Genomic DNA, 23,703 nt, shown 5'->3' with positions numbered 1-23,703 from the left:
GGACGCATGATCCGCGAGTTCGGCGAAGGCGTCCGCATGCTCTTCCGCGGCTTCGGCACGTGGCGGCGGCGCCCCGGACTCATGGCGCTCGGTCTCGTGCCGGCCGTCATCGCGGGAGTGCTGCTGCTCGCGGCGCTGATCCCCCTCGCGTTCTCGCTGTGGACGATCGCCGACTGGGCCACGCCCTTCGCCGACGGCTGGGCCGAGCCGTGGCGCGACCTGTTCCGCGGGGTCGTCGGCATCGTGCTGTTCGCGGCCGCTCTCGCCCTCGCCGGTGCGGTGTTCAGCGCGCTGGCGCTCGCGATCGGCGACCCGTTCTACCAGCGCATCTGGCGCGCGGTCGAGGCCGACCTCGGCGACCCGCCCGCGTCCGACGGCGGCGGGTTCTGGTCGGCGCTGGGCGAGAGCATCCGCCTCGTGCTCCTGGGCGTGCTCGTCGCGATCGTGGTGCTGTTGCTCGGGCTCATCCCGCTCGTGGGCGGCATTCTCGGCCCGGTCTTCGGCGTGCTGTTGTCGGGGCGCGTGTTGGCCCGGGAGCTCACCGGCCGTGCGTTCGACGCCCGCGACCTCTCCCCTGCCGACCGAGCGGCGCTGTTCCGGGGCAGCCGCGCCAGGGTCCTCGGGTTCGGCGCGGCCACCCAGCTGTGCTTCCTCGTGCCCGGCGGCGCGGTCGCGGTGATGCCGGCGGCCGTGGCCGGGGCGACGGTGCTCGCGCGCAGCCTGCTCGAGCGCACTCCGATCGCGGCGGCCGCGCACCCGCCGACCGCCCACCCGCCGGCAAATCACCCGCCGACCGGGAGCGCCTGATGCCCGAGGGCGACACCGTCTTCCGCACGGCCCGCCGTCTCGAGGAGGCCATCGTCGGCGCCGAGGTGACGCGCTTCGATCTGCGGGTTCCGCGCTTCGCGACGGTCGACCTGACCGGGCAGCCCGTCGTGGCCTCGATCGCCCGCGGCAAGCACCTCCTGCTGCGCATCGGCGACACCACGCTGCATTCGCATCTGCGCATGGACGGCGCCTGGCTGGTCTACGGACACGGCGAGAAGTGGCGGCATCCGGCGTTCAAGGTCCGCGCGATCGTCGGCACGGCCGAGCGCGACGCCGTCGGCATCGACCTCGCCGAGATCGAGGTGGTGCCGACGCGCGACGAGGAGGAGCTCGTCGGCTACCTCGGCCCGGACCCGCTCGGCCCCGACTGGGATGCCGTGGAGGCCGCGCGCCGCGTGAGCGGTGACGACCGCAGCATCCACGTCGCCCTGCTCGACCAGCGCAACGTCGCGGGATTCGGCAACGAATACGCGGCTGAACTGCTGTTCCTGCGCGGCGTGCTGCCGACGACGCCGGCCCCCGAGGTCGACGTGCCCGCGCTGCTCGCGCTGGGTGTGCGCACGATCAGGGCGAACCGCGACCGCCGCCACCGCACTTTCACGGGCGTCGACCGGCCGGGTCAGGGTACGTGGGTGTACGGACGCGCCGGCCGCCCGTGTCGGCGATGCGGCACGCCGATCAGGAAGGGCGAGCTCGGCGCCGATCCCACCCGCGAACGCATCACATTCTGGTGCCCCATCTGTCAGCGATGATGTCAAGCCCCCATCCATTCCGGGGAATGAATCCGAACATCCTGTGGTTGTTGATATATCCGGAGGTCTCCGGAACACGGGAGGAACAGTGGGCAAGAACTACGTCGACATCGAGAACGACCAGGGAGCGACGCTGCGATACCGCAAGCACGCGAACGGTCGGGGTCTCGTCGCGCACGGCGCGAAGGTCCATCCGAAGGCGCACATCGAAGCGGGCGCCTACATCGAACCCGGTGCCCGAGTGGGCGCGGGGGCGACCATCGCCCGCGGCGCATGGATCGAACCGGATGCCGTGATCGGCGAGGGTGCGCACATCGAGGCGCACGCGCACATCGGAGAGGGCGCGGCCGTGGGCGACCACGCGCACATCGGCGTCCGCACCGAGATCGGAGCCGGAGCGCGCATCGTCCGCGGTGCTCGCATCGGCGACGACGAGACGGTGGCCGCAGGGCTGACCATCGCGACGAACCCGAAGGGCCTCTGGCTCGCCGCCTGAGCGGTTGACTCTCTGCGGCCTTGGCGAACTCTCGCGGTCTCACCGCTCGAGCGTGGCCGCAGAAGTCACCGCAGAACTCGCCGCCGCGCCAAGCTGCGCGGCGCGGGTACCCTGGAGCGCATGGGCACCCAGGGACGACGACCGCCGCGCGGCTCCGGCAAGGGCACGCCCGCGCGGCGGAACAAGGCCGCCCCCGCACAGCGCTTCCCGCCGCCGAAGCCGCCGCGCAAGACCGCGAAGGTGGTCTTCGACGCGCCGCCCGCCGAGCCGGAGGAACCGCGCACATTCCGCCTCGGCGCGGTACCGGGCGCCACACCCGGCAAATGGATCGACGCGTGGAAGCAGCGGATGCCGCACGTGCCGCTCGAGCTCGCCCCGATCGATGTCGCCGACCAGCGCGCAGCCCTCGCGACGCTGGATGCCGCGATCGTGCGACTCCCGCTCGCGGATGACAGCCTGCACGTCATCCCGCTCTACGAGGAGACGCCCGTCGTCGTCGCGTCGGTCGACTCGCACCTGCAGGCCGCCGACGAGCTGACGCTGGCAGACCTGGCCGGCGAGGTCGTGATCCCGCTCTCCGACGACGCCCTCGGGTTGATCGACGTGCCGGGCGCCGTCACGCCGCGCTTCTCCGCCATGACGACTGCCGACGCGATCGCCATGGCCGCGACGGGAACGGGCATCGTGATCGTGCCCATGTCGCTCGCGCGCCTGCACCACCGCAGGGACGTCGACCATCGCCCACTCGCCGACGGCCCGACCTCGACCGTGGCGCTCGCGTGGCTGCGCGATCGCACCACCGACGACGTCGACACGTTCGTCGGCATCGTGCGGGGCCGCACGGCCAACTCCTCCCGGTGACGCCGGCGTCAGACCGCGCCCGCACGGCTCGTTAGACTCGCGTGGTGGTCTCGCTTCTCTACGTCTGCGTGCGCCCCGAGCTCGGGGCAGCGGATGCCGAGCACGCCTCGTTCCGGCGGGCGCTCGGCGTCGACGTGGTCGACCGCCTCGACCTCCTCACGGATCGCCTCGACACCCTCGACCTGAGCCGGTACCGCGGCGTCGTCGTCGGCGGATCGCCGTTCAACGTGACCGACGAGAGCAAGTCGTCCGAGCAGCGGCGGGTCGAGGCCGACCTCGAAACCCTCGCGGGACACGCGATGGACGGGAGCATCGCCGCGTTCTTCACGTGCTTCAGCATCGGCGTCGTGACCCGCATGCTCGGCGGCGAGGTCACGACCTCCACCCCCGAGGCGGCGAGCGCGACCGTGATCCGCACGACGGTCGCGGGCGACTCCGATCCGGTGTTCGGCCCCAGCGCTCCCGCGCTCACCGTATTCACGGCGCACAAGGAGAGTGCGGTCGCGCTGCCCTCGGGCGCCGTCCTGCTCGCCACGAACGACACCTGCCCGGTGCAGGCCTATCGCGTGGGGACGCACCTGTACACGGCGCAGTTCCACCCCGAGCCCACACCGCGCGACTTCGCCGACCGGATGACGTTCTATCGCACGACCGGGTACTTCGACCCCGACGAGTTCGACCTCGTGCAGGGGCAGGTGCTGTCGGCATCCGTCACCGAGGGCGCCGCGCTGCTGCGGCGCTTCGCGGAGACCTTCGCGGACTGAACGCGTTTCGTCTCGTCGCTGCGCTCCTCGCTCAATGACCGGGGAAGCGAGCGCAGCGAGACGAAGCGCGGTGACGGTGCGGTCACCCCCGCAGGAGCTCGACGCGCTCGCGCAGATACGCCGCCAGCGGCATCCAGCCACCGGCCGTGCTCCAGTGCACGGACGGCACCCCGTCGACGACGGCGAGGGGGCCGGATGCCCCGCCGGCGTCTACCGCCTCCACGTCGATCACCGACCAGCCGACGTGCGCGACCTCGCCCTCGGCGAATCCGCCGCGCAGCGCCTCGGCGCGTCTCTCGGCCCGCTCGCGAGCCGACTCGGCCGTGTAGCCGCGGCGCCCGGGGTCGGCGGCGCGCAGCACCTCCGCCGTCGCGAGCGTGTGCGTGTCGGTGAGCAGAAGCACGCCCAGGTGCCAGGCGTCACCGATGCGCACGATGCGGCGGCCGCGCCACCGCGAGATGCGCTCCTCGCCCAGGCCCTCACGAGGAGCGCCGGCGAGCGCGGCGCGCGCCTCGGCGAGCAGCTGCGATGCGGGCGGCGCGACCTCGTCCATCCCTCCAGGGTAGGGCCGCGATTCGCCCGAGGACCCGCGGGCACGGCAGAATCGATGCACACCCCGAGGAGTCCCCATGCCCCAGCCCGACACCGCCCGCCTGCTCATCGCCTGCGACGACCAGCCCGGCATCGTCGCCGCCGTCGCCGGCGTGCTCTCCCGGCACGGCGCGAACATCATCTCGCTCGATCAGCACTCGACCGACTCCGAGGGCGGACGCTTCTTCCAGCGCACCGTGATCCACCTGCCGGGCCTCTCCGCCGCGCGCACAGCGCTCGAAGCGGATCTCGCCGAGGTCGCCGAGCGCTTCGGCATGGAGTGGTCGCTGCACGACACGGCGCGTCGCAAGCGCGTCGCGATCTTCGTCTCGAAGTACGACCACTGCCTCATGGAGCTGCTGTGGCGCACGCAGCGCGGCCAGCTCGACATCGACATCACGATGGTCGTCTCGAACCACCCCGACCTCGCCGAGGCCGTGCGCTCGTTCGGCGTGCCGTTCGTGCACATCCCCTCGGGCGACAAGCAGGTCATGGAGGAGCGTCAGCTGGAGCTGCTGCGCGGCAACGTCGACCTCGTGGTCCTCGCCCGCTACATGCAGATCCTCACCGACGACTTCATCGAGCGGCTCGAGGCGCCGGTGATCAACATCCACCACTCGTTCCTGCCGGCCTTCATCGGTGCGAACCCGTACGCGCGGGCCAAAGAGCGCGGCGTGAAGCTCATCGGCGCCACCGCACACTACGCGACGGCAGACCTCGACGAGGGGCCGATCATCGAGCAGGACGTCACGCGCGTCACGCACTCCGAGTCCGCGGCCGAACTGCAGCGTCGCGGCGCCGACGTCGAGCGTCTGGTGCTCGCCAGGGCCGTGCAGTGGCACGCCGAGGACCGCGTGATCGTGCACGGCCGCTCGACCGTCATCCTCTAGCCGTCGCGCGCTGTCACGAAGACGCGGCTGCGCGTTCGATCACGTCGATCGCGAGGCCCCGCGACGCCGCGAGCAGCCGCCGGTCGTCGGTCCAGAGCTCTGTGCAACCCGCCAACTGCGCCGCGGCGAGGTGCACGGCGTCCGGGGTCTTGATGCCGAAGTCCGCCCGGAGCTCCGCCGCACGAACGAAGACCGCCTCGTCGAGCGGGACGCTCTGGAGATGATCGAAGAGCGCCAGGTACCGGTCGCGCACCTCGAGGTTCCGCTCTCGGATGGGCAGGACGAGGCACTCCTGCAGCGCGAGCGGACTCGACGCCACCGTCTCCTCGGTGTCTCCGAGCAGGCGACGGACGCCGTCGCCGCGGGGCCCCGCGTCCTCGAGCGCGTAGATCAGGATGCAGGAGTCGAGGTAGATCATTCCCAGGCGTCCCGGCTTTCGGCGATCTGCGCGTCGATGTCTCGGGAGAGGCGCGAGAGCCGCGGCGGGAGGGGCGCGGAGTCGATCCACTCCACGAGCAGTCGTCCGCTCTGGACGACGTCGACGGGACCGACCGGCACGATGCGGGCCACGGGCGTCCCCCGTCGGGTGATGACGACGTCTTCGCCGCTCTCCGATTCCGCGATCAGCCGCGACAGGTTGTTCCTGGCGTCCAGAACGTTGTGGGTCGACATGTGCACATTCTAGCCAGGTACCTAGCCAGCCGTGCCTCCGTTGGCCTGCGGCACTCCGGTCAGCAGCTCCGCGAAGGCCTCTGACGCCGTCCGCGACTGCGCGAGCGACGCGGCCTGGCCCATCCACAGCGACTGCAGCTCGCCGAGCCCCTGCTCGTTGGCGATCGTGCGGAACCGGCCCGTCAGCCAGTTCTGCATCGGGAACGGAGCGATCGTGCCACTGGCCTCGATCGCGCGTACGGCGCGGTTGCGTGCCCCGCGGGCGAGGCGGCCGCTCATCGCCCGCGTGAGCACCGTGCCCTCGGCCGCAGTGGTCCGGATGGCGTCTCGGTGCGTCTCGGTCGTGGCCGATTCCGCGGTCGCGAGGAACGCCGTGCCGACCTGCACGCCCGAGGCGCCGAGGGCGAAGGCCGCGGCGACCCCTCGACGATCGGCGATGCCGCCGGCAGCGATCACGGGCACGTCCACCGCGTCGACCACCTGCGGCACGAGCGCGAACGTTCCGACCAGCGACTCCTCGGCGGGCTTCAGGAACGACACCCGGTGGCCTCCGGCCTCGAGGCCCGTGGCGACGACGGCATCCACCCCCGCGTCCGCGAGCGCGAGCGCCTCGGCGACCGTCGTCGCGGTACCGACGACGCGGATGCCGCGGCGTCGCGCCTCGTCGATCATCCCGCCGGACGGCACCCCGAACACGACGCTGAGCACGGGCGGCGCGGCGTCCCAGATCGCGTCGAGCTGCTCGTCGAGCGGCGGCAGGTAGCGGTCCGGGCGGGCGGGCACCTCAAGCCCCACGGCCTCGTAGAACGGCTGCAGCGCCTGCGCGAACACCGTGTGCTGCGGGTTCGGCAGGACCTCGTCGCCGGTGGGCAGCCAGATGTTCACCGCGAACGGTCGCGCGGTCGCCGCGCGCAGCTGCGTCACGGTCTCACGGATGCGGTCGCCGTCGAAGCCGTACAGGCCGAAGCCGCCGAGGCCGCCCGCTTCGCTCACCGCGGCCGTCAACGCCACCGAGGAGAGCCCGCCGAACGGACCGAGGACGATCGGATGCTCGATCCCGAACAGGGCACGCAGATCACTCATGCTCCGAGGCTACGCCCGCAGCGGACGGGCGGCTCGCGCCCGGCATCCGCCCGATCGCCGATGCTACGCTCGCCCTGAGGGAGGCGCGCATGAGCGAGTGGTTCAGCCAGATGCTGTCGTTCGTCGCGTCCGCGCTCGGACTCATCGCCGTCCCGGATGCCGCTGCGCTCGGCCTCGCGATCGCCGTGATCGCGCTCACCACCCTCACGATCGCCGTCGCGCTGAGCATCGCCCCGCCGACGCCGCGAACCGCCCCGCACCCGCTGCGGGCCATCGACGTGTCGACCCTGCTCGGGCAGAGCGATCCGGATGCCGCGGGGCATCCGCGTCCGCGTGCGCCGGGAGTCGCCGCCGCCGCGTAGTCCGTCATCTGTACGGGACTGCGCGGCTTCCGCCGCCCCCTCCCGACCCACGAACGGACTTCCATGGACATCTTCACCTTCCCACCTCTCGCCGCCCTGCTCGACGCCGCCTACGGCGCGCTGGCCGGCCTCGCCACCCTCGTCGAACCCTTCGCCGGTGCATCCGCCGCCGCGCTCGCGGTCGTGCTCGTCACCCTGCTCGTGCGCGCCCTGCTCATCCCGGTCGGAGTGTCGCAGGCGAAGGCCGAACAGATCAGGGCGCGGCTGGCCCCTCGTCTGCGCGACCTGCAGAAGCGCCACAAGAAGAACCCCGAACGGCTCCAGAAGGAGATGATGGAGCTCTACCGCTCCGAGAACACCTCGCCGTTCGCCGGCATGCTGCCGGTGCTCGCGCAGGCGCCCGTCGTCGGCCTGATCTACACGCTGTTCCTGCGCCCGGAGATCGCCGGGCATCCGAACGACCTCCTCACGCACGACCTCTTCGGCGCGCCGCTGGGCACGAGCCTCGTGTCGGCGGTGTTCGGAGGCACGGCGACGCTCGAGACGTTCCTCGTGTTCGGCGTGCTGCTCGCGATCATCGTCGCGGTCGCCGAAGTCTCACGGCGCGTCTTCCGCCCGGCGCCGGTCGAGGGCGCGGAGGAGTCTCCGCTGAACTCCCCGGCCATGATGCGCGTTGCGGGTGCGCTGCATTACCTCACGGCGGTCTTCGCGGCCTTCGTCCCACTCGCCGCGGCGCTCTACCTCACGGTCACGGTGGCGTGGACGCTCGTGCAGCGGATGCTGCTGCGTCGCCGCTATCCGCTGCCCGTGCCCGTCGCAGCACGCTGAAGCGGGCGTGGCACGGGCGTGGGCAGGCCGATCTCAGTCCGGCAGCGGGATGGGGGCGGTGAACGGGCCCTCCTCGTCGCGCCGCCGCTGACGCCGGACGCCCAGGGTGGTGCCGACGCTGGCGAGCACCACGAGGGCGACGGCCAGCATCCGCAGCGGCGTCGCCGACTGCCCCAGCACGAGCCAGCCGGCGAGGGTCGCGAACGCGGGCTCCAGACTCAGCAGCACGCCGAACACGCGCTGCGGCAGTCGACGCAGCGCCGCGAGCTCGAAGCTGTACGGGATGACCGACGACAGCACGGCCGTGAGCGCGGCGAGCAGCAGGAGCTTCACATCGCCGGCCACCGTGACGGCTGCGGGCACGCCGACCGGGATGAGGAGGACCGCCGCGACGACGAGCCCCATCGCGAGGCCGCCGCTGCCAGGGATCACGGCCCCCACCCTGGCGCTCATGCGGATGTACATGATCCAGAACCCCGCTGCCACGAGCACGAAAAGGACCCCGAGAAGGTCGAGGGGCTCGGCTCCGATCAGGCCGTCGACGGCGAGCAACGCCATACCGATCAGGGCGACTCCGACCCAGGCGGCGTCGGCGAGCCGTCGGGTGAGGATCGCGGCCAGCACGAGCGGGCCGAGGAACTCGATCGCGACGGCCGGACCGAGCGGGATGCGGTCGATCGCCGCATAGAAGAACGCGTTCATGGCGGCGAGCGAGAAGCCGAAGAGGACGGCGGCCGTCCACTGACTGCGCGTCCACCGACGCGGCCTCGGGCGCACGATGACGACGAGCAGCAGCGCGGCGATCGCGACGCGCATCGACGTGACACCCCACGGGCCGAGCACGGGGAAGAGCTGAGCGGCGACGGCTGCACCGAAGGGCAGCGACAGACACGACCCGATGACGAGAGCCACGCCGACCAGCGGACGGGACGACGCTGACTGCTGCACCACTCAAGCCTAGGGCGCGGTCACCGGGCGCGAGACCTGGAGAGAGACCCGGGCCACGGCGCCGTCCGCCGTGGCCCGGGGGTCTTGATCAGAGGTGCTTGCCGCCCGTCACGGCGAGCACGGCTCCCGAGGTGTACGAGGCGTCACCTGATGCGAGGTACACGTAGGCTCCGGCGAGCTCGGCCGGCTGACCGGCGCGGCCGAGCGGGGTGTCGTCGCCGAACGTGTTCAGGCGCTCCTCGTCCCATCCGGTCGCGGGGATGAGCGGCGTCCAGATCGGACCCGGCGCGACGGCGTTGACGCGGATGCCGCGTTCACCCGCCTCCTCGGCGAGCGCCTTCACGAACGCGACCTGCGCGGCCTTGGTCATGGCGTAGTCGATGAGACCGGGAGACGGCTGGTACGCCTGCACGGATGCCGTGACGATGATGCTCGATCCCGGCGCGAGGTCGGGGTAGGCGGCGCGGGCGGTGAACAGCATCCCGAGGAGGTTCGTGTCGAACACCCGCCGCAGGCGTTCGGTGCTGAGACTGTCGAAGCTCTCGATGTCATGCTGGTACGCGGCGTTGAGCACGAGGATGTCGAGCCCGCCCAGGGCGCTCCTGGTCCGGCTGACGATCTCGGTGGCGAACGCCTCGTCGCGCACGTCGCCGGCGAGGCTCAGCCCCTGGCGGCCCTCCGCCCGCACGAGCTCGAGGGTGTCGTCGGCATCCTCCTGCTCCTCGGGCATGTGCACGATCGCCACATCGGCGCCCTCGCGGGCGTAGGCGATCGCGACGGCGCGGCCGATGCCCGAGTCGCCGCCGGTGATGAGCGCACGCCTCCCGGCGAGGCGGCCGTGTCCGATGTAGGTGTCCTCACCGTGATCGGGGTCGGGGCGGGTGTGCTCGGTGAGCCCCGGCTGGTCCTGCTCCTGCCCGGGGAATCCCTCTTCGCGGTGCTCGCTGCGGGGGTCGGTCGTGTTCTCGGCCATGGCGCTGTCGCTCCTCTCGATGAGTGTCCATCGAGACTCTCGGCCGAGACCTGCAGGGGGCAGGGGGTTGACAACACCCGCCCGCGCCGTGGATCAGGCGGCGCGGCTCAGACGTGTCGGTCACACGGGAGGCGCGGCGGCGACCTCTCCCGTCGAACCGGGCGTCCCTGGGCCGTCGTGGGGCTCGGGGACGAGGTAGAGGCCCCCGGGCGAGTTCGCCGTGAACGCGAGCGCCTCGATCCACTCGCGGTTGATCGAGGGCTGACGACTGCCGAAGTACTTGAAAACGAGAGAGCTCCCCGGCTGCATCCAGACGGTCGTGCGTCCTCCGCCGACGCTCGTGTCCTCACGCCAGCTGAACGGGAACGGCTCACCTCGACGCAGCTTCGCCGTGATCACGAGCTGCAGGTGCGTGAGCGCCCGGTCTTCGATCTCGCTCTTGACGTTGCCCTCATAGATGAACTTGCCCATTCCGCCCTCTCCTGTCCGCATGCCACGGCCTCTCACCACGATACGCCTGTCGACCGAGGGCGTTTCGGCGTACCGTGCCGATATGGGACTGATCTACTACGACGGAGCGGACAACCCGATCCATATCGAGGACCGCACCCTGGCCCATCTCAAGGTCGTGGTCGCCACGAAGCTCCGCCGCAACGAGAGCTTCACGCTCAGCTGGACTCACCCCGAGGGGCAGCCCCCTGGCCGCACCACGATCTGGCTCCATCCTTCGATCCCGCTGCGGTTCGTGTTCGACGATCCGGAAGGGATCGAACTGCGCGCGGACTGGATCTCGGCGATGGCGAACTCGGCGAACAGCAGCGGGGGCATCACGCTCGTCAGCGAGGATCTCGTTTCCGCGACAGAGCTCACAGCCGCGGGCGGAGCGGCGGGTGACCACGCCGACGGAAGTCAACCCCCTGACAGGGACGGGCCCACCGCGTAGGGTCGAACTCTCGACCCGAGGAGGCCAAGATCATGAACGCCCGCCACATCGACGACCGCTCCGACGAGGGCTACGCGCCCACCACCACGCACGCCGAGTTCGGCGCAGGGAACCCCCGCCTCCGCGTCACCCGTGACGACGAGCGCTCGGAGTTCGCGCTGGAGTCCGACGTCGTGCGCATCGGCTCGGCCGCCGACGCCGACCTGCGTCTCGCCGACGCCGATCCGGTGCACGCGACGATCACCCATGATGACCGCGACGAGTACGTGCTCGAACTGCACGGCGCGGGCGAGATGAACTCCAACCCCGACGCCGATGCCACCCACCCCGGCGAGCGCAGCCAGACGCTGCGCACCGGCGCGCGCTTCACGATCGGCCCGTGGACCCTCGTGTTCGCACGCGACGAGTTCGCCGACCACGGTCGCCCCTACGGCGGTCGACTCGGCGGCGAGTACTCCGACCAGCCGCTGCAGCCGCCCCGCCCCGACTACTCCGACGAGGCCACCATCGAGTCCGAGGCTCCGACTCACTCGGACTCGGTCGACGAGACCTGATCCGGGACGCCCACCGGCTTCGACTCGGCCGACCCGCGCTGCCGCAGGTAGATCGAGAAGGCGACCATCGTGCCGACCGCGAGGAACTCCGACTGCCAGTTCTGCAGCGTGCGGTCCCAGAAGTCCGACGACACCACATAGTCGAACCAGGTGATCGACGGTGCGCCGTGCATGGCGTTCTCCGAGTTCATCACCACGGTGCCGGTCAACGATTGCGCGAGCCAGGACAGCAGGAAGATCGCTCCCATCACGATGAGCAAGGAGTTGCCGTAGAGCATCGCCCTCAGCCCGCCCGCGCGCGCCCAGACCGGAGAGTCCTTGCGGGCGTGGTCGCCGACGAGCTGGTCGGCATCGCTGCCCGGACCCTCGTCCCCCGGCCGCTTCGACTCCGGTGAACCGCGTTGCACGAGCCAGATGGTCGCGGCGATGAAGAGGAAGAACTGGAGGAACTCCGACTGCCAGTTCTCGGCGACGTCGACGAGGAAGTCCGACGAGGTCACGAACTCCCCGAAGCCGATGCGCGGCATCCCGTGGTCGACCAGCTCCGCGTCGTTGCGCAGGTAGCCGGCGACCGACTGACCGAGTAGAGCGAGCACGAAGAGCGCGAGGAAGAACAGACTGAGACCGTTGTCGCGGACCGCTCTGCGCATGGTCATCGACCTCCCAGCGGGGTGAGGATCATCACGGCCAGTCCCGCACCGATGAGACCGGCCCATGTCCAGAACATCGCGCGCATGCCGGCGTCTCCCCCGGGTCGCGCATCCACATCATCAGGGCTCATGATCGCCTCCGTTCGTCCTGCCCTCACCATCCGACCGCGCGCCGAGCTCGGGGAGGGGCTTGACGAGCGGGGGCGGAGTTGTCAATCCCCCTCTTCCCCGCCGCCCGGCGCCCCTAACGTCGGGATCACGCCTCGAGCGCCTCAGCGCCCGGGGCGCGAACGACCGAGAAGGAGCAGAACCATGACCACCGCGCGATACATCCCGACGCTCGAGACCCGGTGCACCGAGGGCCGCGTCCGGTGAGCGCGGTCGACGAGGCGCTGCAGCGACTGGGCGAGCTCGCCGCCGAACGAGGACTGCGCGTCGCCGTGGCCGAATCCCTCACCTCCGGCGGTCTGGCCAGCACAGTCGGGGCTGCGGAAGGGGCGGGCGACTGGTTCGCGGGCGGCGTCGTCGCCTACCTGACCGACATCAAGGAGCGCGTGCTGGGCCTGACGCCGGGCACGGACCCCGTGTCGGCGACCTGCGCGGAGCAGCTCGCCGAGGGCGTCAGGCAGCTGTTCGACGCCGACCTCGCCGTCTCGACGACGGGCGTGGGCGGTCCTGGGCCCGACGGCGGGCACCCGGCGGGCACGGTCTACCTCGGCTGGGCGACGCCCGAGGGCGTCGGACACCGGATGCTGGCGCTCACCGGCGAACCGGAGGAGATCCTCGACGAGACGGTCGAGACCGCCGTGCGTCTGCTCGCGTTCCACGCCGAGGGCCTCCGCGCGGCGGGGCCTCGTCGCGGGGTCGCCGTCGAGTGAGCCGGTTCAGCGCCCCGGGACGAGCCCGATGCGCAACGGAGCCTCAGAAGCGGATGCCGCGGCGAGCGCCTCGTCGACCGCGCTGAGCGGGTGCATCTCGCCCACGGCATCCGCGAACGGATAGGCGCGCCCGCGACCGGCGAGGAACCCGACGGCCTCGCCGAGGTCGGCGCCGGTGTAGTTGTGCACCCCGGTGACGGTGACGAGCCGGCGCACGATGCTCTCGGCGTCGAGGGGGACGGGTTCGGCGGGGAAAACGCTGCCCACCAGCACGACGGTTCCGCCCGTGGCGACGCCGGCGAGAGCATCGGCGACGGCGTGTCCCGACGCCTCGATGACGATCTCCGGTTCCCGGTCGAGAGACGTCGCGCCGAAACGCGCGGCGAGCGCTCGGCGGGCCGGATTCGGATCTCGCACCTCGACGACGGCTCCGCGCTCGACCGCGATCGCCGCCGCGGTCAGGCCGACCAGACCGGCACCGTGGATGCGCACGGCCGCGCCATCGAGGTCGCGGTCGCGGGCGGCGCGGGCGACGGCCGCCCAGGCGGTGGCCGTCGCGCACGACGCGGGAGCGAGCACCGACGCCGGCAGCGACTCGGGCGCACGGACGATCGCCGTGCCGCCGCGCACCTGCACGTGGCTCGCGAAGGCGCCGGTGAGGTCGCCGTGCACGCCGACCCGGTCGTGACCGTACTTCGTGAGCGTGCGGCACTTCTGCGTGAGGCCGCGCACGCAGCGATCGCATGAGCCGCATGACACCGTGACCGACCACACGATGCGGTCGCCGATGCGCAGCGGTGCGCCGTCCACCGTGGTCGCGCCGGAGTCGCCGGTCGCGATCACGCGTCCGACGCTCTCGTGACCCAGCACGAGCGGCACGGGCGCCGATCGGCGCCCCTGCACGGTGTGCACGTCGGAGCCGCAGATGGTCGAGAGCTCGACGGCGACCAGCACGTCGTGGTCTGCGAGAGCCACGCCCGGAACCGCGATGGTCTCGTGCGGGTGCGCTTCGCCGATCCACACCATGGCCGTCGCAGCAGGGCGGAGCGCGACGTCACGGCGGTGGCCGGGAGGACGGATCAGCAGCGTGCCCATGTGCTCCGCCTCACGGGGTGGCGGCGACGAGGCGCAGCAGGTCGTTCTCGGCGAGCGACGCGAGCAGAGCCGTGACGTCGGGGAGCACGGCGTCGGCTCCCGCGGCCGTGAGCGCTGTGCGATCGTGGGCTCCGGTGAGCACACCGGCCACGAAACCCGCACCGGCACGGCGTCCCGATTCGACGTCGCTGACGGTGTCTCCGGCCACCGCGACCGCCGAGACCGAGGAAGCCCCGGTGCGCAGCAGTGCCGTGAGCACGAGGTCGGGCGCGGGCCGCCCCCGGCCGGCGTCGACCGGCGAGAGGGCGAGGTCGATCAGACCCCGCCATCCGAGGCCGTCGATCAGCGCGTCACGGGTCACCGGCGCGAAGCCCGTCGTCAGCACCACCGCGAGCCCGGCGTCCTTGAGGCCCTGGATGGCGTCGGCGGCGCCGGCGATCGGGGTGACGCCCTGCTCGGCGACGATCTCGGCGTAGGCGCCCTCGAAGGCCGCGGTCGCGCGCTCGGCGGCCGACCGGTCACCACCGGCGAGATGGGTGAAGACGTCGATCTTCGACTGGCCCATGGTGTCGCGGACGTACGCGAGCGCCTCGCCCCACGGCATCCGGTCGGCGACGCCGGTGCGCTCGGCTGCGCGCTGGAACGCGCTCTCGACGACGCCGTCGTCGAGCACCGTGGTGCCGGCCATGTCGAGCACGACGAGTTCGACGGGCACGGCGTCGCGCCTCGGGGATTCGAGCGGAGTGGTCATGATGTTCCTTCCATCGCTGGTGCCCACCCGAAGGCGGCGGTGAGATTCTCTTCGGCGAGCCCCAGCCCCGTCGTCATTCCGATCCCCGTCGTCGCGGCGAGCACGACAACGCCGTCGACGCCCGTGTCGACGAGGAAGTCGCCCGGCGCCTTCGCGTAGACGCCCTGCCAGCGCTCGAGCACCCGCGGAGCCGGGATGTCGAACAGCGCCTCCGCCTCGGCGAGGAACGCGGTGAACGCGGCCTCCGGCTGGAACGGCGCCGGCGCGGTCGCCGTGGCGTGCGAGTCGCCGAGGATGAGCGTGCCGTCCGGCAGCTGGGTGTACATCTGATTCAGGTCGAGAGCGGCGAGCTCGGGCCGCTCGGCGTGCAGGCGCTCGCGCAGCGCGGTCGCCGCCGGTCCCTCGGCGAAGCGTCCGTACCGGACGAGCGACCAGCCCGTCAGCAGGGGTGCGGCGAGCGGACGTGCGAAGTCGACGGCGGCGCGCATCATGTCGAGTGCGCAGCGCTCGACGCCTCGGCTCTCGGCGAGCTCCGGCAGCAGCTGGTCGATGTCGTGGTTGGCGGCGACAACGATCGCCCCCGCCTCGATGGCACCGCGGCTCGTCAGCACACGCCCGGCCGCCACCCCGGTCGCCGCCGTTCGGAACCGGAACTCGACTCCGAGCGCGACGAGGTGGCGCACGATCGCCGGAGCGGCCGCGCGGGGGTCGGTCTGCAGGTCGGGCTCGATGTGCGCGCCGCCGATCAGTCCCTCCGCGCGGAGCGGCGCGAGTCGCCGCAGCTCCTCGGCCTCCAGCATCCTGATGCCGCCGTCCTGCGCCGCGCGCTCCAGCACCGCGACCTCGTCGGGGTGCCGCGCGGCGACGAGCGTGCCGGACTCCCGCAGCCAGAAGCCGGCGTCGCGGGCGAGACGCAGCCAGAGCTCGCGCGACGCATCGGCGTAGCGGCGGGCCTCGCCGGATTGGGCGCCGATGCACAGGTGACCGAAGTTGCGGATCGTCGCGCCGACCGGAGCGTCCGTGCGGTCGACGACGATCACGCGGAGTCCGCGCCGGACCGCGGCGTACGCGGCGCCGAGGCCGACGATGCCGGAGCCGATGACGACCACGTCGGCCGAGTCGTGAGAGAGGGTCATCGGAACACCTTCCGCATCCACATCGCGAGGCCCTCGACGACGAGCACCGTCACGAGGATCATGAGCACGATCGCGGTCACCGTCTCGTAACGGGACCCCTGGCTCGCGTTGAGCTGGTAGTAGCCCACTCCCCCGCCGCCGACGATGCCGAGGATGGTCGCCGCGCGGATGTTCGTGTCGAGCATGTAGAAACTGTGTCCGATCAGCGCCTGAACGCCCTGCGGCACGGTGGCCGAGGCGTAGGTCTGCAGACGCGTGGCGCCGACGGCGCGCAGTGCGCGCTCGGGCCCTCGATCGACCTCCTCGAACGAGTCGGCGATGAGCTTGCCCAGCAGGCCGATCCCGCCGATCGCGAGGGCGATCACCCCGGCCTGGGCCCCGAGCCCGGTGATGACGACGAGCACGATCGCGAGGATGAGCTCCGGGATGCCGCGGATGCCGACCAGCAGCAGGCGAGCAGCGCCGCGGATGCCGGAATTCGGCGCGACGTTCGTCGCCGCGAGCGATCCGAGCACCAGCGATGGGAGGAGGGTGAGCACAGTGGCGGCGAGCGCGATGGCCACGGTGTCGCGCATCGCGAGGAACATCGCCGAGGCGTCGTAGCTGCCGAAGGACGGCGGCCAGAACCTGGCGGCGACCTCGGGGAGCTTCGCCCAGAAGGTGAAGAAGTCCATCCAGTTGATCTGGCTGACCACGACGCTGCCGATCACGACGAGCACGGCGATGGCCACGCCCGTCGTGTTGCGCACTCGCTCGGCGGTCCAGGGACGACGGACTGCGGTCTGCGGGGATGCGGCCCAGGCGGGACGGCCGGGTGCGTCTGCCGCGGCATCCGTCTCACGCAGCCACGGGTGGATGATGCGGTCGATCCAGGACCGCGTGTGCTTCTGCTGCCCGAGCATCGCGCCGCGCACCATGCTCGAGACGATCTCCATGACGATGCAGAGTACGAAGATGACGAGGGCGATGCCGAGCCCCTTGCCGTAGTTCAGCGCTTTGAACGCGTACGACATCTCGAGGCCGAGACCGGCCACGCCGACGTACCCGAGCACGACGCTGCCGCGCAGATTGATGTCGTTGCGGTGCAGCACGGTCGCGACCCAACTCGGCAGCACCTGGGGCAGGATGCCTGCCGCGAACTCCTGCATCTTCGATCCGCCGGCGGCACGGATCGCGAGCCGCGGACCCTCGTCGATCTGCTCGATGGCATCTGCGAACATCTTCGAGATCATGCCGATGGAGTGGATGCCGATCGCGAGGATGCCGGGCAGGGTGCCGAGCGAGAACATGAGCACGAACGCCATGGCGAGCACGACGTCGGGCAGCGCACGGGTGAGCACCCCGATGAAGCGCGCGGCCGCACGCCAGCCGTTCCCCGGCGTCGTGTTCGCCGCGGCGAGGTAGGCGATCGGCACCGAGAGCGCCGCCGCCAGCAGGGTGCCGACGAGCACGAGCCCGACCGTGAGGGCGATGAGCCACACGAGATCGCCGGCCTCGGGGAAGGACAGCCCGCCCACGCGCGCCATGAAGTTCTCGGCGTTGCCCCAGCTCTGCACCATCGCCGGGAGGGAGATGCCGACCTCGTCGACGGCGAGGATGCCGAGCACGAGAAGGGCGAGCAGGGTGAGCCCTGCAGCGATGCGCTCGGGCGAGACGGGGCGACGCGGCGCGCGGTCGGCGACGGAGGCCGCAGATCTCGAGGCCGTCGCGGGGGCGGTCATCGTCACGGTGTGGTCACCTTCGCGGCATCCGGCGTTCGTGCATTCGCGAGCGCGGTATCCGCCAGCTCGTCCTGCACTGCCCGCAGCTCCGCGGTGGTCGTGGCGACGCGGCCGTAGATCTCCATGACCTCGGCCTTCGTGAGCGCGGTGGTGGGGGTGTCGAGCACGATCTCGCCGTGGCGCAGGCCGACGATCCGATCGGCCCACGAGATCGCGAGGTCCACCTGGTGCAGGCTGCAGACGACCGTGAGTCCCTCGTCGGCCGCGATCTGCCGGATCAGCGCCATGACCTGCTCGCTGGACTCGGGGTCGAGCGAGGCGACGGGCTCGTCGGCGAGCAGGATGTCGGGCTTCTGCATGAGCGCGCGGGCGATCGCGACGCGCTGCTGCTGTCCGCCCGAGAGGGTGTCGCTGCGCTGGTATGCGCGGTCGAGCAGGCCGACCCGGTCGAGGTGCTCGAGGGCCCGCAGCTTCGCCACCCTCGAGTACCCCCACAGGCCGAGGCGCGGGCCGCGCACGGTGGACAGCGATCCTGTGAGCACATTCTCGAGCACGGTGAGCGAGGGCACGAGCTCGAACTGCTGGAAGATGAAACCGACGCGGCGGCGCAGCGCGCGCAGTGCCCTGCCCTTCAGCGTCGGAACCTGCGCGCCGAGCACCTCGACCGCGCCTGAGGTGGGGAGCTCGAGGCCGTCGAGATGCCGCAGCAGAGTCGACTTGCCGGAGCCGGAGAGGCCGAGAAGGACGACGATCTCGCCGCGCGCGACCTGCAGCGAGGCTCCGCGCAGGGCGGTCGTCGAGCCGAAGGTCTTGGTCACGCCGTCGAGGCGGATCAGGGCATCGGATGCCGCGTTCATGGCTGTTCCTCCTGGGATAGGGGTCGTCGAGCGAGCGAAGCGAGACGAAACGCGCCGAAGTCGACGCGTCCCGTCTCGCTCAGGCGGTCAGGCCTGGCACTGCTCCGCTTCTGTCTCCTTGCAGATGTCGCGGATGAGGTCGTAGTACGCGTCGTCGACCGGCTTGGTGGCGTAGAAGACGCTGCGGAACGCGTCGGTGTCCGCTCCGTCGATGCCGGCGGCGATGATGTCATCGATCGTGATCTCGCCCAGGCCGTCGATCAGCTTCTGCGCGACATCGTCGGGCAGGGTCGAGGAGTACACCAGCGGCGCGCCGGGGACCATGGTCTCGTCGATGACCTTGACGGCATCCGACTTCTCGACCTCGGAGTCCTCCGCGAAGCCGACCTCGCATTCCACGCCCTCGCCGACCTTCTGCACGCTGACATCGTGCTTGCCCGCGAAGACGGGGGTGATGTCGGTCTTCGGGTCGATGCCCGCTTCGATCAGGTTGTAGGACGGGAAGAGGTAGCCCGAGGTCGAGGACGGGTCGACGAAGCAGACCTTCTTGCCGGCGAAGTCCTCGATGCTGGAGATGTCGCTGTCCGCGGGCACGATGGCCTGCGAGTAGTAGCCGGGCTCCTGGCCCTCCTCGGTGACGATGGAGGAGATCGGGGTCAGCTTCGCGCCGTTGTTCGTGGCGGTGACGTAGGTGAAGCCCGAGAACGACGCGACGTCGACCTTGCCGGCGACGGCGGCCTCGATGAGCGCGGCGTAGTCGGTCGACTCGTGGTACTCGACGGTCTTGCCGGTGATCTCGGCGATGTAGTCCATGAGCGGCTGGTAGTTGGTCTCGGTGTCGACCGAGTCGGGCACGACGCCGAAGACGAGCGTGTTCTCGTCGACCGCGTATCCGCTGCCGGACGACGCGGCGGCGTCGGAGCCGGAGCCGGTCGCCTCGGCGCTGCCGGAACAGGCAGCGAGGCCGAGCGCGATGACCGCGGCGCCGGCGAGGACGGAGAGAGCGCGAAGCTTCATGAGGACCTTTCGGAGGTGTGAGGGGGAGTGATCCAGGAGCAACTCTGACACCCGAAAGCGCGAGGTATGTACCTAACTCGGAAGAGTTCAGTGGCCGTTCACCCACGGTTTGCTCGGATGAACTCGCGCGGAACAAGCCCTCGCCCGTGGACCTGCCCAAGTAATATGCCTATGTGGCTGAAGCTGTGTACACCCAGATCGCTGACGAGCTGCGCGCGCAGATCACCTCCGGCGCGCTCCGTCCCGGCGACGACGTTCCGACCGAGGCGGAGCTGGCCGAGCGGTGGCGGACGTCTCGGGGGCCGATCCGCAACGCGCTGGCTCGGCTTCGCGCGGAGGGCCTGATCGAGACCGGCCGCGGACGCCCGGCGCGGGTGGTGGCGGTGAAAGCGAACCAGGCCGTCGACGTCTCGGTGCCGTTCACCCGGTGGGCGAAGGACCTGGGCGTCACGCCGGGCGCCCAGACGCAGGAGCTGAGCCTTCGCCGCGCCGGCGACCGCGCCCCGTTGCTGGGCGTCGAACCCGACGACATCATCGTCAGCGTCGTGCGTCTGCGGCTGCTGGATGGACGTCCGACCATGCTCGAGCGACTCTTCTACACCGAGGTACCCGGCCGCCGGCTGTTCGAGGTCGACACCGACGAGATCTCGATCACCGAGTATCTGGCGTCGATCGGGCATCCCATCGTCGGATTGGAGCATCAGATCGATGCTGTGGCCGCCGACGATCAGGATGCCGCACTCCTGCGCGTGCCGCAGGGGACGCCGATCCTGCGACTCAGCCGGATCTCAAGGGATGCCGACGGACGGATCTTCGAAGCGTCGGAAGACAGATACCTGAGCGAGGTCGTGCGTTTCACCGTCGCGGCGTCGGGCATCTCGACCGATGGCCACTACATGCGGGCCGTGGGCGGCTGACGCAGGAGGCCGAGGCGTCAACGTTCTCCGTGGACAGGGAGCTTCACGCCGAATCAGGCTTCTCGTCGAAGCGGGCTTCTGGTTAAGAAGCTGATCGCGAGCGCGATGGGGATCAGATTCCAAGGATCGCGCTCGCGATCACAGCGCTGGGGATGCGCTATTTCTGGGGTAGTACCAAGGTAGGACGCCAGATGCACCATGGAACACCGTCGAACGTCGAGATCTTACCTAGACTTTCGTCTAGTTCTCCGGAGAATGCCGAGCTCGGGACGGGTGCTCTCCGCGGACGCTACCGGCTTCGCAGAGTCGACGCCTGCCTCGGGTTCGAGCGCGTCGTCTTCGGCACGCGCCTGACGTGCGATGGGCAGGCGGGCAGCGACGACCCAGCGTCCGTCGGACTCGCCCGCGCTGAACTCTCCGCTCGCGCCGAGGACTCGCTCGGCCATCCTGCCGATACCGGTGCGACTGGACGAGAGCTCGCGCCTCGGGGTGGCGGCGAGCGGGCTGCTGATGGAAAGGCTCGCGGCGTCGTCCGTCACATCGAGGCGGATGTCGATGCGGCCTGCTCCGGCGTACTTGAGGGCGTTGGTCGCGGCTTCGCGCACGATGCGCGCGAAGATGATCTCCGCGGCACGCGGGATCCGCTCGTCTGCGGGGTCGCCCTCGAGCAGAACGCTGTGCCCTGCGGACTCGAATTCCTCGGATGCCTCGGCGATCGATGCCGCGAGGTCTCCTGCCGGCATCCCCGCCGCGCGGGGTCCGTCGTCGGCGAGGTCGATCACGAAGCGGAGGTCTGTCATCGCCTTGCGCGCTGCGATGCGGATGGCCTCCTGCGATGCCGGACTCGCATCAGCGTCGTCCAGCATCTGCACGTGCAGTGACACCACCGTGAGGTGATGGGCGATGCTGTCGTGCAACTCGCCGGCGATCCATCGTCGCTCGGCGAGAACCGCCTGTCGTTCCTGTTCTGCCTTCTCGGCCAGTTCCACCTCGAGTCGGCGCCCTCTGGCGAAGGCTAGCCGCAACGCGTACCCGATGATGCTCGAGACCACGGCGGCGATCAGATAGACGCCGACGTTGATCGGATCCGCGTTCACACCCACCGCGACGAGAGCGGTCGCGAGCAGGAAGATGCCCGCGTAGACCATGACGAGGGAGGTCCAGCCGAGACGAACCACCAACCCCGTGGCGACCGCGAGAAGGATCAGGCTCTCTGACTCGATTCCCACGAGGAAGGAGAGTGCGAAGACGGCCACGAGGCCGCACACCGCGATGAGAGGGGACCAGAGAAAAAGTGCGAGCACTGCCGTGGATACGACGCCGATCACAGCCGCGAGCGGTTCGACATCCGGAGATGTGAATGCCACGACGGCGTTGATGACGACGATCGTTCCGACGATCCCGAGTACCGCTATCCGTTCGATGACGGTAGCTCTCTCGCCCCGGTCGAGGCGAGCAGCGCTGGAAGAAGCGTTGCGAGAAAGACGGAAGGCCATGCTTCAGTATCTTCTATTTTCCAGGTAAGTTATCAAAAGAAGCCAAACATCTTTCCGACTGCGTTCCAAAAGCCCATTGAATTCACCTCCCGAGTTGTACTTTTGATTAGTGATGTATTCATCATCTCGGTGGTATGCATGGCTGCACATCTGCCTTTCGGCTAGACCTCGCTAGACGAACGTCTAGTCCTTCGTGGTTCCGCTCGCCACAGGTAGGCTTCCTCCATGCCGGAAATCCGTGTCGTGATCGTCGATGATGACCCACTCGTGCGCTCTGCCCTCTCCCACTTCGTGTCTCGCGACCCCGAGATCACCGTGATCGCCGAAGCCGAGACGGGCCTGGAGGGCATCGACACGGTCGAGCGCGAGCGACCCGACGTCGTGATGATGGACGTGCAGATGCCGGAGATGAACGGCATCGAGGCGACGGCCGTGATCGCTGAGCGCTGGCCGGAGATCCGCGTGCTCGCGGTGACGACACTCGACGGCAGCGACACCGTTCTGCCGATGCTGAGCGCCGGGGCGTCGGGCTACATGCTCAAGGATTCGAGTGCGGCGAGCATCGTTGCGGCCGTGCGTGAGGTATACAGCGGTCAGAGTTCTCTGTCGCCGCGGATCGCGTCGCTGCTCATCAAGCACGTTCGTGACACGGAACCGGTGGCTGGCGACGGAACCCTGGAGGAGCTGACCGAGCGCGAGCGCGAGGTGCTGGACCGGTTGGCCCAGGGAATGTCGAACGCGGAGATCGCGCGCTCGCTGATCGTCTCGGAGGGCACGGTGAAGGCGCACCTGGGTCGCATCATGTCGAAGTGGCACGTGCGCGACCGTGTGCAGATCCTCGTGACGGCGGCGCAGGCCGGTCTCGTCGAGTTCCGCTGAGGCCGCGCAGGGTGGCTGGGTTCCATCACGTCGAACTGTGGGTCGCCGAGCTGGCCGGGGCTCGCACCGAGTGGGGGTGGCTGCTGGATCGCCTCGGCTTCGAGCGCGAGAGCACCTGGCCGGAGGGAGAGTCGTGGGCGGCGGGTGGCGCGTATCTGACGTTGACGACGTCGCCGAATCTGTCGGGCCGACGGCACGACCGTCGGGCACCGGGCGTGAATCATGTCGCGTTCTCGGTTGACGACGAGTTTGAGGTCGACGCGGTCATGGCGGACGCGTCTGCGCATGGATGGCGTCCGCTGTACCAGGAGCGCTATCCGCACGCGGGCGGCCCCGGCCACTACGCCGGCTGGCTGGAGAACAGCGCCGGCTTCAAAGCGGAGATCGTCGCGCTGCGGGTGACTCCCGCCGGAGGTTGACCGCGCTCGGTGCACGTTCGACGGTTTGCAGCTGCAGTCACCTTCGCAGTCGCCCCTCGCGGTGGCAGTTGCAGTCACCTTCGCGGTCGCAGTTACCTTCGCGGTGGCAGTTGCAGTCGCGGTCGAAGTCACCTTCGCCCTCTCGCTAGAACCACATCTCACCGGGTCGCGTCGCGGCGAGCGGGGTTGACGGCGTTGGTGACGCCGAGTCGCCTTGTCATTCAGCCCGTGCGCGGCCATGCGTCGTCGACGCCGGTCCGGCTTCGGTCAGTCCTGATCGTAGGCGGTTGCAGCGTCTGCGTCGGTGCAGCGCGAGGTGCCCTACCGATCCGTTCTCTGTCG

The 23,703-nt window shown here is 70.3% G+C and carries 30 protein-coding genes; 14 read left to right on the top strand and 16 right to left on the bottom strand.

The genetic code is table 11. The features are described from left to right. Positions 1 to 6: 6 nt before the first annotated feature. From RAC81_RS09160 to RAC81_RS09140, 5 genes are all read left to right on the top strand, one after another. On the top strand, positions 7 to 807 hold the full coding sequence (locus RAC81_RS09160) for an EI24 domain-containing protein (protein WP_375082082.1): 801 nt from the start codon (positions 7 to 9) through the stop codon (positions 805 to 807). Beyond that, on the top strand, positions 807 to 1,580 hold the full coding sequence (locus tag RAC81_RS09155; RefSeq protein ID WP_375082081.1) for a DNA-formamidopyrimidine glycosylase family protein: 774 nt from the start codon (positions 807 to 809) through the stop codon (positions 1,578 to 1,580). The genes RAC81_RS09160 and RAC81_RS09155 overlap by 1 nt, the downstream gene beginning before the upstream one ends. A gap of 88 nt (positions 1,581 to 1,668) precedes the next feature. Next, the gene (locus RAC81_RS09150) at positions 1,669 to 2,076 is read left to right on the top strand and encodes a DapH/DapD/GlmU-related protein (protein WP_096715048.1); all 408 of its coding nucleotides are present in this window, start codon (positions 1,669 to 1,671) and stop codon (positions 2,074 to 2,076) included. A gap of 120 nt (positions 2,077 to 2,196) precedes the next feature. Next, the gene (locus RAC81_RS09145; protein WP_375082080.1) at positions 2,197 to 2,937 is read left to right on the top strand and encodes a LysR family substrate-binding domain-containing protein; all 741 of its coding nucleotides are present in this window, start codon (positions 2,197 to 2,199) and stop codon (positions 2,935 to 2,937) included. A 44-nt stretch (positions 2,938 to 2,981) separates the two neighbouring features. After that, on the top strand, positions 2,982 to 3,701 hold the full coding sequence (locus tag RAC81_RS09140) for a GMP synthase (RefSeq protein ID WP_375082079.1): 720 nt from the start codon (positions 2,982 to 2,984) through the stop codon (positions 3,699 to 3,701). Positions 3,702 to 3,783: 82 nt separating this feature from the next. On the opposite strand, the gene RAC81_RS09135 is transcribed toward RAC81_RS09140, so the two are convergent. Beyond that, on the bottom strand, positions 3,784 to 4,254 hold the full coding sequence (locus RAC81_RS09135) for a glutaminase (protein ID WP_375082078.1): 471 nt from the start codon (positions 4,252 to 4,254) through the stop codon (positions 3,784 to 3,786). A 76-nt stretch (positions 4,255 to 4,330) separates the two neighbouring features. On the opposite strand from RAC81_RS09135, the gene purU reads away from it, so the two are divergent. Further along, entirely contained in the window at positions 4,331 to 5,182 is an 852-nt protein-coding gene (purU, locus tag RAC81_RS09130; RefSeq protein ID WP_096715045.1) for a formyltetrahydrofolate deformylase, read from the top strand. Positions 5,183 to 5,195: 13 nt separating this feature from the next. Here the strand turns inward: purU and RAC81_RS09125 are convergent, their stop codons facing one another. From RAC81_RS09125 to RAC81_RS09115, 3 genes are read right to left on the bottom strand one after another with little or no spacing between them, the layout of a single operon-like run. Continuing rightward, positions 5,196 to 5,600, bottom strand: coding sequence for a type II toxin-antitoxin system VapC family toxin (locus RAC81_RS09125; protein WP_375082077.1), 405 nt, complete (start codon positions 5,598 to 5,600; stop codon positions 5,196 to 5,198). Then, entirely contained in the window at positions 5,597 to 5,854 is a 258-nt protein-coding gene (locus tag RAC81_RS09120; RefSeq protein WP_375082076.1) for a type II toxin-antitoxin system Phd/YefM family antitoxin, read from the bottom strand. The genes RAC81_RS09125 and RAC81_RS09120 overlap by 4 nt, the downstream gene beginning before the upstream one ends. Positions 5,855 to 5,875: 21 nt before the next feature. After that, positions 5,876 to 6,937: an NAD(P)H-dependent flavin oxidoreductase gene (locus RAC81_RS09115; RefSeq protein ID WP_375082075.1), complete on the bottom strand. Its 1,062-nt coding sequence runs from the start codon at positions 6,935 to 6,937 to the stop codon at positions 5,876 to 5,878. Positions 6,938 to 7,026: 89 nt separating this feature from the next. On the opposite strand from RAC81_RS09115, the gene RAC81_RS09110 reads away from it, so the two are divergent. Together RAC81_RS09110 and RAC81_RS09105 are read left to right on the top strand one after the other, a co-directional pair. Next, complete coding sequence (locus tag RAC81_RS09110; protein WP_375082074.1) at positions 7,027 to 7,299, top strand: DUF6412 domain-containing protein; 273 nt, start codon at positions 7,027 to 7,029, stop codon at positions 7,297 to 7,299. A gap of 63 nt (positions 7,300 to 7,362) precedes the next feature. Beyond that, on the top strand, positions 7,363 to 8,127 hold the full coding sequence (locus RAC81_RS09105) for a YidC/Oxa1 family membrane protein insertase (RefSeq protein WP_375082073.1): 765 nt from the start codon (positions 7,363 to 7,365) through the stop codon (positions 8,125 to 8,127). A gap of 33 nt (positions 8,128 to 8,160) precedes the next feature. On the opposite strand, the gene RAC81_RS09100 is transcribed toward RAC81_RS09105, so the two are convergent. The 3 genes from RAC81_RS09100 to RAC81_RS09090 form a co-directional block, all read right to left on the bottom strand. Beyond that, a complete protein-coding gene (locus RAC81_RS09100) occupies positions 8,161 to 9,075 on the bottom strand; it encodes a DMT family transporter (RefSeq protein ID WP_375082072.1) in 915 nt (304 codons plus the stop codon). 88 nt (positions 9,076 to 9,163) lie between these two features. Further along, positions 9,164 to 10,048: an SDR family oxidoreductase gene (locus RAC81_RS09095; protein WP_375082071.1), complete on the bottom strand. Its 885-nt coding sequence runs from the start codon at positions 10,046 to 10,048 to the stop codon at positions 9,164 to 9,166. A gap of 120 nt (positions 10,049 to 10,168) precedes the next feature. Continuing rightward, complete coding sequence (locus RAC81_RS09090; protein ID WP_375082070.1) at positions 10,169 to 10,519, bottom strand: ATP-dependent DNA ligase; 351 nt, start codon at positions 10,517 to 10,519, stop codon at positions 10,169 to 10,171. An 82-nt stretch (positions 10,520 to 10,601) separates the two neighbouring features. Between RAC81_RS09090 and RAC81_RS09085 the strand changes: the two genes are divergently transcribed. Continuing rightward, positions 10,602 to 10,991: a hypothetical protein gene (locus RAC81_RS09085; protein WP_375082069.1), complete on the top strand. Its 390-nt coding sequence runs from the start codon at positions 10,602 to 10,604 to the stop codon at positions 10,989 to 10,991. Between the two features lie 32 nt (positions 10,992 to 11,023). Further along, complete coding sequence (locus RAC81_RS09080; RefSeq protein WP_375082068.1) at positions 11,024 to 11,545, top strand: FHA domain-containing protein; 522 nt, start codon at positions 11,024 to 11,026, stop codon at positions 11,543 to 11,545. Here RAC81_RS09080 and RAC81_RS09075 read toward each other — a convergent pair. Continuing rightward, a complete protein-coding gene (locus tag RAC81_RS09075) occupies positions 11,518 to 12,195 on the bottom strand; it encodes a DUF6766 family protein (RefSeq protein WP_375082520.1) in 678 nt (225 codons plus the stop codon). The two genes, RAC81_RS09080 and RAC81_RS09075, sit on opposite strands and share 28 nt — an antisense overlap. A gap of 2 nt (positions 12,196 to 12,197) precedes the next feature. Further along, positions 12,198 to 12,326, bottom strand: a complete 129-nt coding sequence (locus RAC81_RS09070) for a hypothetical protein (RefSeq protein ID WP_375082067.1) — start codon at positions 12,324 to 12,326, stop codon at positions 12,198 to 12,200. A gap of 240 nt (positions 12,327 to 12,566) precedes the next feature. Between RAC81_RS09070 and RAC81_RS09065 the strand changes: the two genes are divergently transcribed. After that, entirely contained in the window at positions 12,567 to 13,073 is a 507-nt protein-coding gene (locus tag RAC81_RS09065) for a CinA family protein (protein ID WP_375082066.1), read from the top strand. A 6-nt stretch (positions 13,074 to 13,079) separates the two neighbouring features. On the opposite strand, the gene RAC81_RS09060 is transcribed toward RAC81_RS09065, so the two are convergent. From RAC81_RS09060 to phnD, 6 genes are all read right to left on the bottom strand, one after another. Next, complete coding sequence (locus RAC81_RS09060) at positions 13,080 to 14,168, bottom strand: alcohol dehydrogenase catalytic domain-containing protein (RefSeq protein WP_375082065.1); 1,089 nt, start codon at positions 14,166 to 14,168, stop codon at positions 13,080 to 13,082. Positions 14,169 to 14,178: 10 nt separating this feature from the next. Further along, positions 14,179 to 14,919: an HAD family hydrolase gene (locus RAC81_RS09055; protein ID WP_375082064.1), complete on the bottom strand. Its 741-nt coding sequence runs from the start codon at positions 14,917 to 14,919 to the stop codon at positions 14,179 to 14,181. Beyond that, positions 14,916 to 16,055: a TIGR03364 family FAD-dependent oxidoreductase gene (locus RAC81_RS09050; protein ID WP_375082063.1), complete on the bottom strand. Its 1,140-nt coding sequence runs from the start codon at positions 16,053 to 16,055 to the stop codon at positions 14,916 to 14,918. Before RAC81_RS09050 ends, RAC81_RS09055 begins: the two co-directional genes overlap by 4 nt. Next, entirely contained in the window at positions 16,052 to 17,776 is a 1,725-nt protein-coding gene (locus tag RAC81_RS09045; protein ID WP_375082519.1) for a PhnE/PtxC family ABC transporter permease, read from the bottom strand. The genes RAC81_RS09050 and RAC81_RS09045 overlap by 4 nt, the downstream gene beginning before the upstream one ends. 2 nt (positions 17,777 to 17,778) lie before the next feature. Beyond that, on the bottom strand, positions 17,779 to 18,633 hold the full coding sequence (phnC, locus tag RAC81_RS09040) for a phosphonate ABC transporter ATP-binding protein (RefSeq protein ID WP_375082062.1): 855 nt from the start codon (positions 18,631 to 18,633) through the stop codon (positions 17,779 to 17,781). Positions 18,634 to 18,720: 87 nt separating this feature from the next. Next, positions 18,721 to 19,650 (bottom strand): phosphate/phosphite/phosphonate ABC transporter substrate-binding protein, encoded by a 930-nt coding sequence (gene phnD / locus RAC81_RS09035; protein ID WP_375082061.1) that lies wholly within the window; start codon positions 19,648 to 19,650, stop codon positions 18,721 to 18,723. A 173-nt stretch (positions 19,651 to 19,823) separates the two neighbouring features. Between phnD and RAC81_RS09030 the strand changes: the two genes are divergently transcribed. Next, entirely contained in the window at positions 19,824 to 20,567 is a 744-nt protein-coding gene (locus RAC81_RS09030; protein WP_375082060.1) for a GntR family transcriptional regulator, read from the top strand. A gap of 224 nt (positions 20,568 to 20,791) precedes the next feature. Here the strand turns inward: RAC81_RS09030 and RAC81_RS09025 are convergent, their stop codons facing one another. Continuing rightward, a complete protein-coding gene (locus tag RAC81_RS09025) occupies positions 20,792 to 22,063 on the bottom strand; it encodes a sensor histidine kinase (RefSeq protein ID WP_375082059.1) in 1,272 nt (423 codons plus the stop codon). 225 nt (positions 22,064 to 22,288) lie between these two features. Between RAC81_RS09025 and RAC81_RS09020 the strand changes: the two genes are divergently transcribed. Together RAC81_RS09020 and RAC81_RS09015 are read left to right on the top strand one after the other, a co-directional pair. Next, positions 22,289 to 22,942 carry a response regulator transcription factor gene (locus RAC81_RS09020; RefSeq protein WP_251586668.1) on the top strand — a complete coding sequence of 218 codons (654 nt, stop codon included), beginning with the start codon at positions 22,289 to 22,291 and terminating at the stop codon, positions 22,940 to 22,942. Between the two features lie 11 nt (positions 22,943 to 22,953). Then, positions 22,954 to 23,361 carry a VOC family protein gene (locus tag RAC81_RS09015; RefSeq protein WP_375082058.1) on the top strand — a complete coding sequence of 136 codons (408 nt, stop codon included), beginning with the start codon at positions 22,954 to 22,956 and terminating at the stop codon, positions 23,359 to 23,361. Positions 23,362 to 23,703 lie beyond the last annotated feature (342 nt).

Source organism: Microbacterium sp. CR_7 (assembly GCF_041954755.1).
Taxonomy (GTDB): Bacteria; Actinomycetota; Actinomycetes; order Actinomycetales; family Microbacteriaceae; genus Microbacterium.
The sequence above is the reverse complement of the archived record's forward strand: the minus strand, read 5'-3'. Positions and strand labels throughout refer to the sequence as shown.

Excerpts from the sequence above, each read along its gene's own strand:
- RAC81_RS09160 (WP_375082082.1), top strand. The coding sequence starts at position 7 with ATGATCCGCGAGTTCGGCGAAGGCGTCCGCATGCTCTTCCGCGGCTTC.
- RAC81_RS09155 (WP_375082081.1), top strand. The coding sequence starts at position 807 with ATGCCCGAGGGCGACACCGTCTTCCGCACGGCCCGCCGTCTCGAGGAG.
- RAC81_RS09145 (WP_375082080.1), top strand. The coding sequence starts at position 2,197 with ATGGGCACCCAGGGACGACGACCGCCGCGCGGCTCCGGCAAGGGCACG.
- RAC81_RS09135 (WP_375082078.1), bottom strand. The coding sequence starts at position 4,254 with ATGGACGAGGTCGCGCCGCCCGCATCGCAGCTGCTCGCCGAGGCGCGC.
- purU (WP_096715045.1), top strand. The coding sequence starts at position 4,331 with ATGCCCCAGCCCGACACCGCCCGCCTGCTCATCGCCTGCGACGACCAG.
- RAC81_RS09125 (WP_375082077.1), bottom strand. The coding sequence starts at position 5,600 with ATGATCTACCTCGACTCCTGCATCCTGATCTACGCGCTCGAGGACGCG.
- RAC81_RS09120 (WP_375082076.1), bottom strand. The coding sequence starts at position 5,854 with ATGTCGACCCACAACGTTCTGGACGCCAGGAACAACCTGTCGCGGCTG.
- RAC81_RS09115 (WP_375082075.1), bottom strand. The coding sequence starts at position 6,937 with ATGAGTGATCTGCGTGCCCTGTTCGGGATCGAGCATCCGATCGTCCTC.
- RAC81_RS09110 (WP_375082074.1), top strand. The coding sequence starts at position 7,027 with ATGAGCGAGTGGTTCAGCCAGATGCTGTCGTTCGTCGCGTCCGCGCTC.
- RAC81_RS09105 (WP_375082073.1), top strand. The coding sequence starts at position 7,363 with ATGGACATCTTCACCTTCCCACCTCTCGCCGCCCTGCTCGACGCCGCC.
- RAC81_RS09095 (WP_375082071.1), bottom strand. The coding sequence starts at position 10,048 with ATGGCCGAGAACACGACCGACCCCCGCAGCGAGCACCGCGAAGAGGGA.
- RAC81_RS09090 (WP_375082070.1), bottom strand. The coding sequence starts at position 10,519 with ATGGGCAAGTTCATCTATGAGGGCAACGTCAAGAGCGAGATCGAAGAC.
- RAC81_RS09085 (WP_375082069.1), top strand. The coding sequence starts at position 10,602 with ATGGGACTGATCTACTACGACGGAGCGGACAACCCGATCCATATCGAG.
- RAC81_RS09080 (WP_375082068.1), top strand. The coding sequence starts at position 11,024 with ATGAACGCCCGCCACATCGACGACCGCTCCGACGAGGGCTACGCGCCC.
- RAC81_RS09075 (WP_375082520.1), bottom strand. The coding sequence starts at position 12,195 with ATGCGCAGAGCGGTCCGCGACAACGGTCTCAGTCTGTTCTTCCTCGCG.
- RAC81_RS09070 (WP_375082067.1), bottom strand. The coding sequence starts at position 12,326 with ATGAGCCCTGATGATGTGGATGCGCGACCCGGGGGAGACGCCGGCATG.
- RAC81_RS09060 (WP_375082065.1), bottom strand. The coding sequence starts at position 14,168 with ATGGGCACGCTGCTGATCCGTCCTCCCGGCCACCGCCGTGACGTCGCG.
- RAC81_RS09055 (WP_375082064.1), bottom strand. The coding sequence starts at position 14,919 with ATGACCACTCCGCTCGAATCCCCGAGGCGCGACGCCGTGCCCGTCGAA.
- RAC81_RS09050 (WP_375082063.1), bottom strand. The coding sequence starts at position 16,055 with ATGACCCTCTCTCACGACTCGGCCGACGTGGTCGTCATCGGCTCCGGC.
- RAC81_RS09045 (WP_375082519.1), bottom strand. The coding sequence starts at position 17,776 with ATGACCGCCCCCGCGACGGCCTCGAGATCTGCGGCCTCCGTCGCCGAC.
- phnC (WP_375082062.1), bottom strand. The coding sequence starts at position 18,633 with ATGAACGCGGCATCCGATGCCCTGATCCGCCTCGACGGCGTGACCAAG.
- phnD (WP_375082061.1), bottom strand. The coding sequence starts at position 19,650 with ATGAAGCTTCGCGCTCTCTCCGTCCTCGCCGGCGCCGCGGTCATCGCG.
- RAC81_RS09025 (WP_375082059.1), bottom strand. The coding sequence starts at position 22,063 with ATGGCCTTCCGTCTTTCTCGCAACGCTTCTTCCAGCGCTGCTCGCCTC.
- RAC81_RS09020 (WP_251586668.1), top strand. The coding sequence starts at position 22,289 with ATGCCGGAAATCCGTGTCGTGATCGTCGATGATGACCCACTCGTGCGC.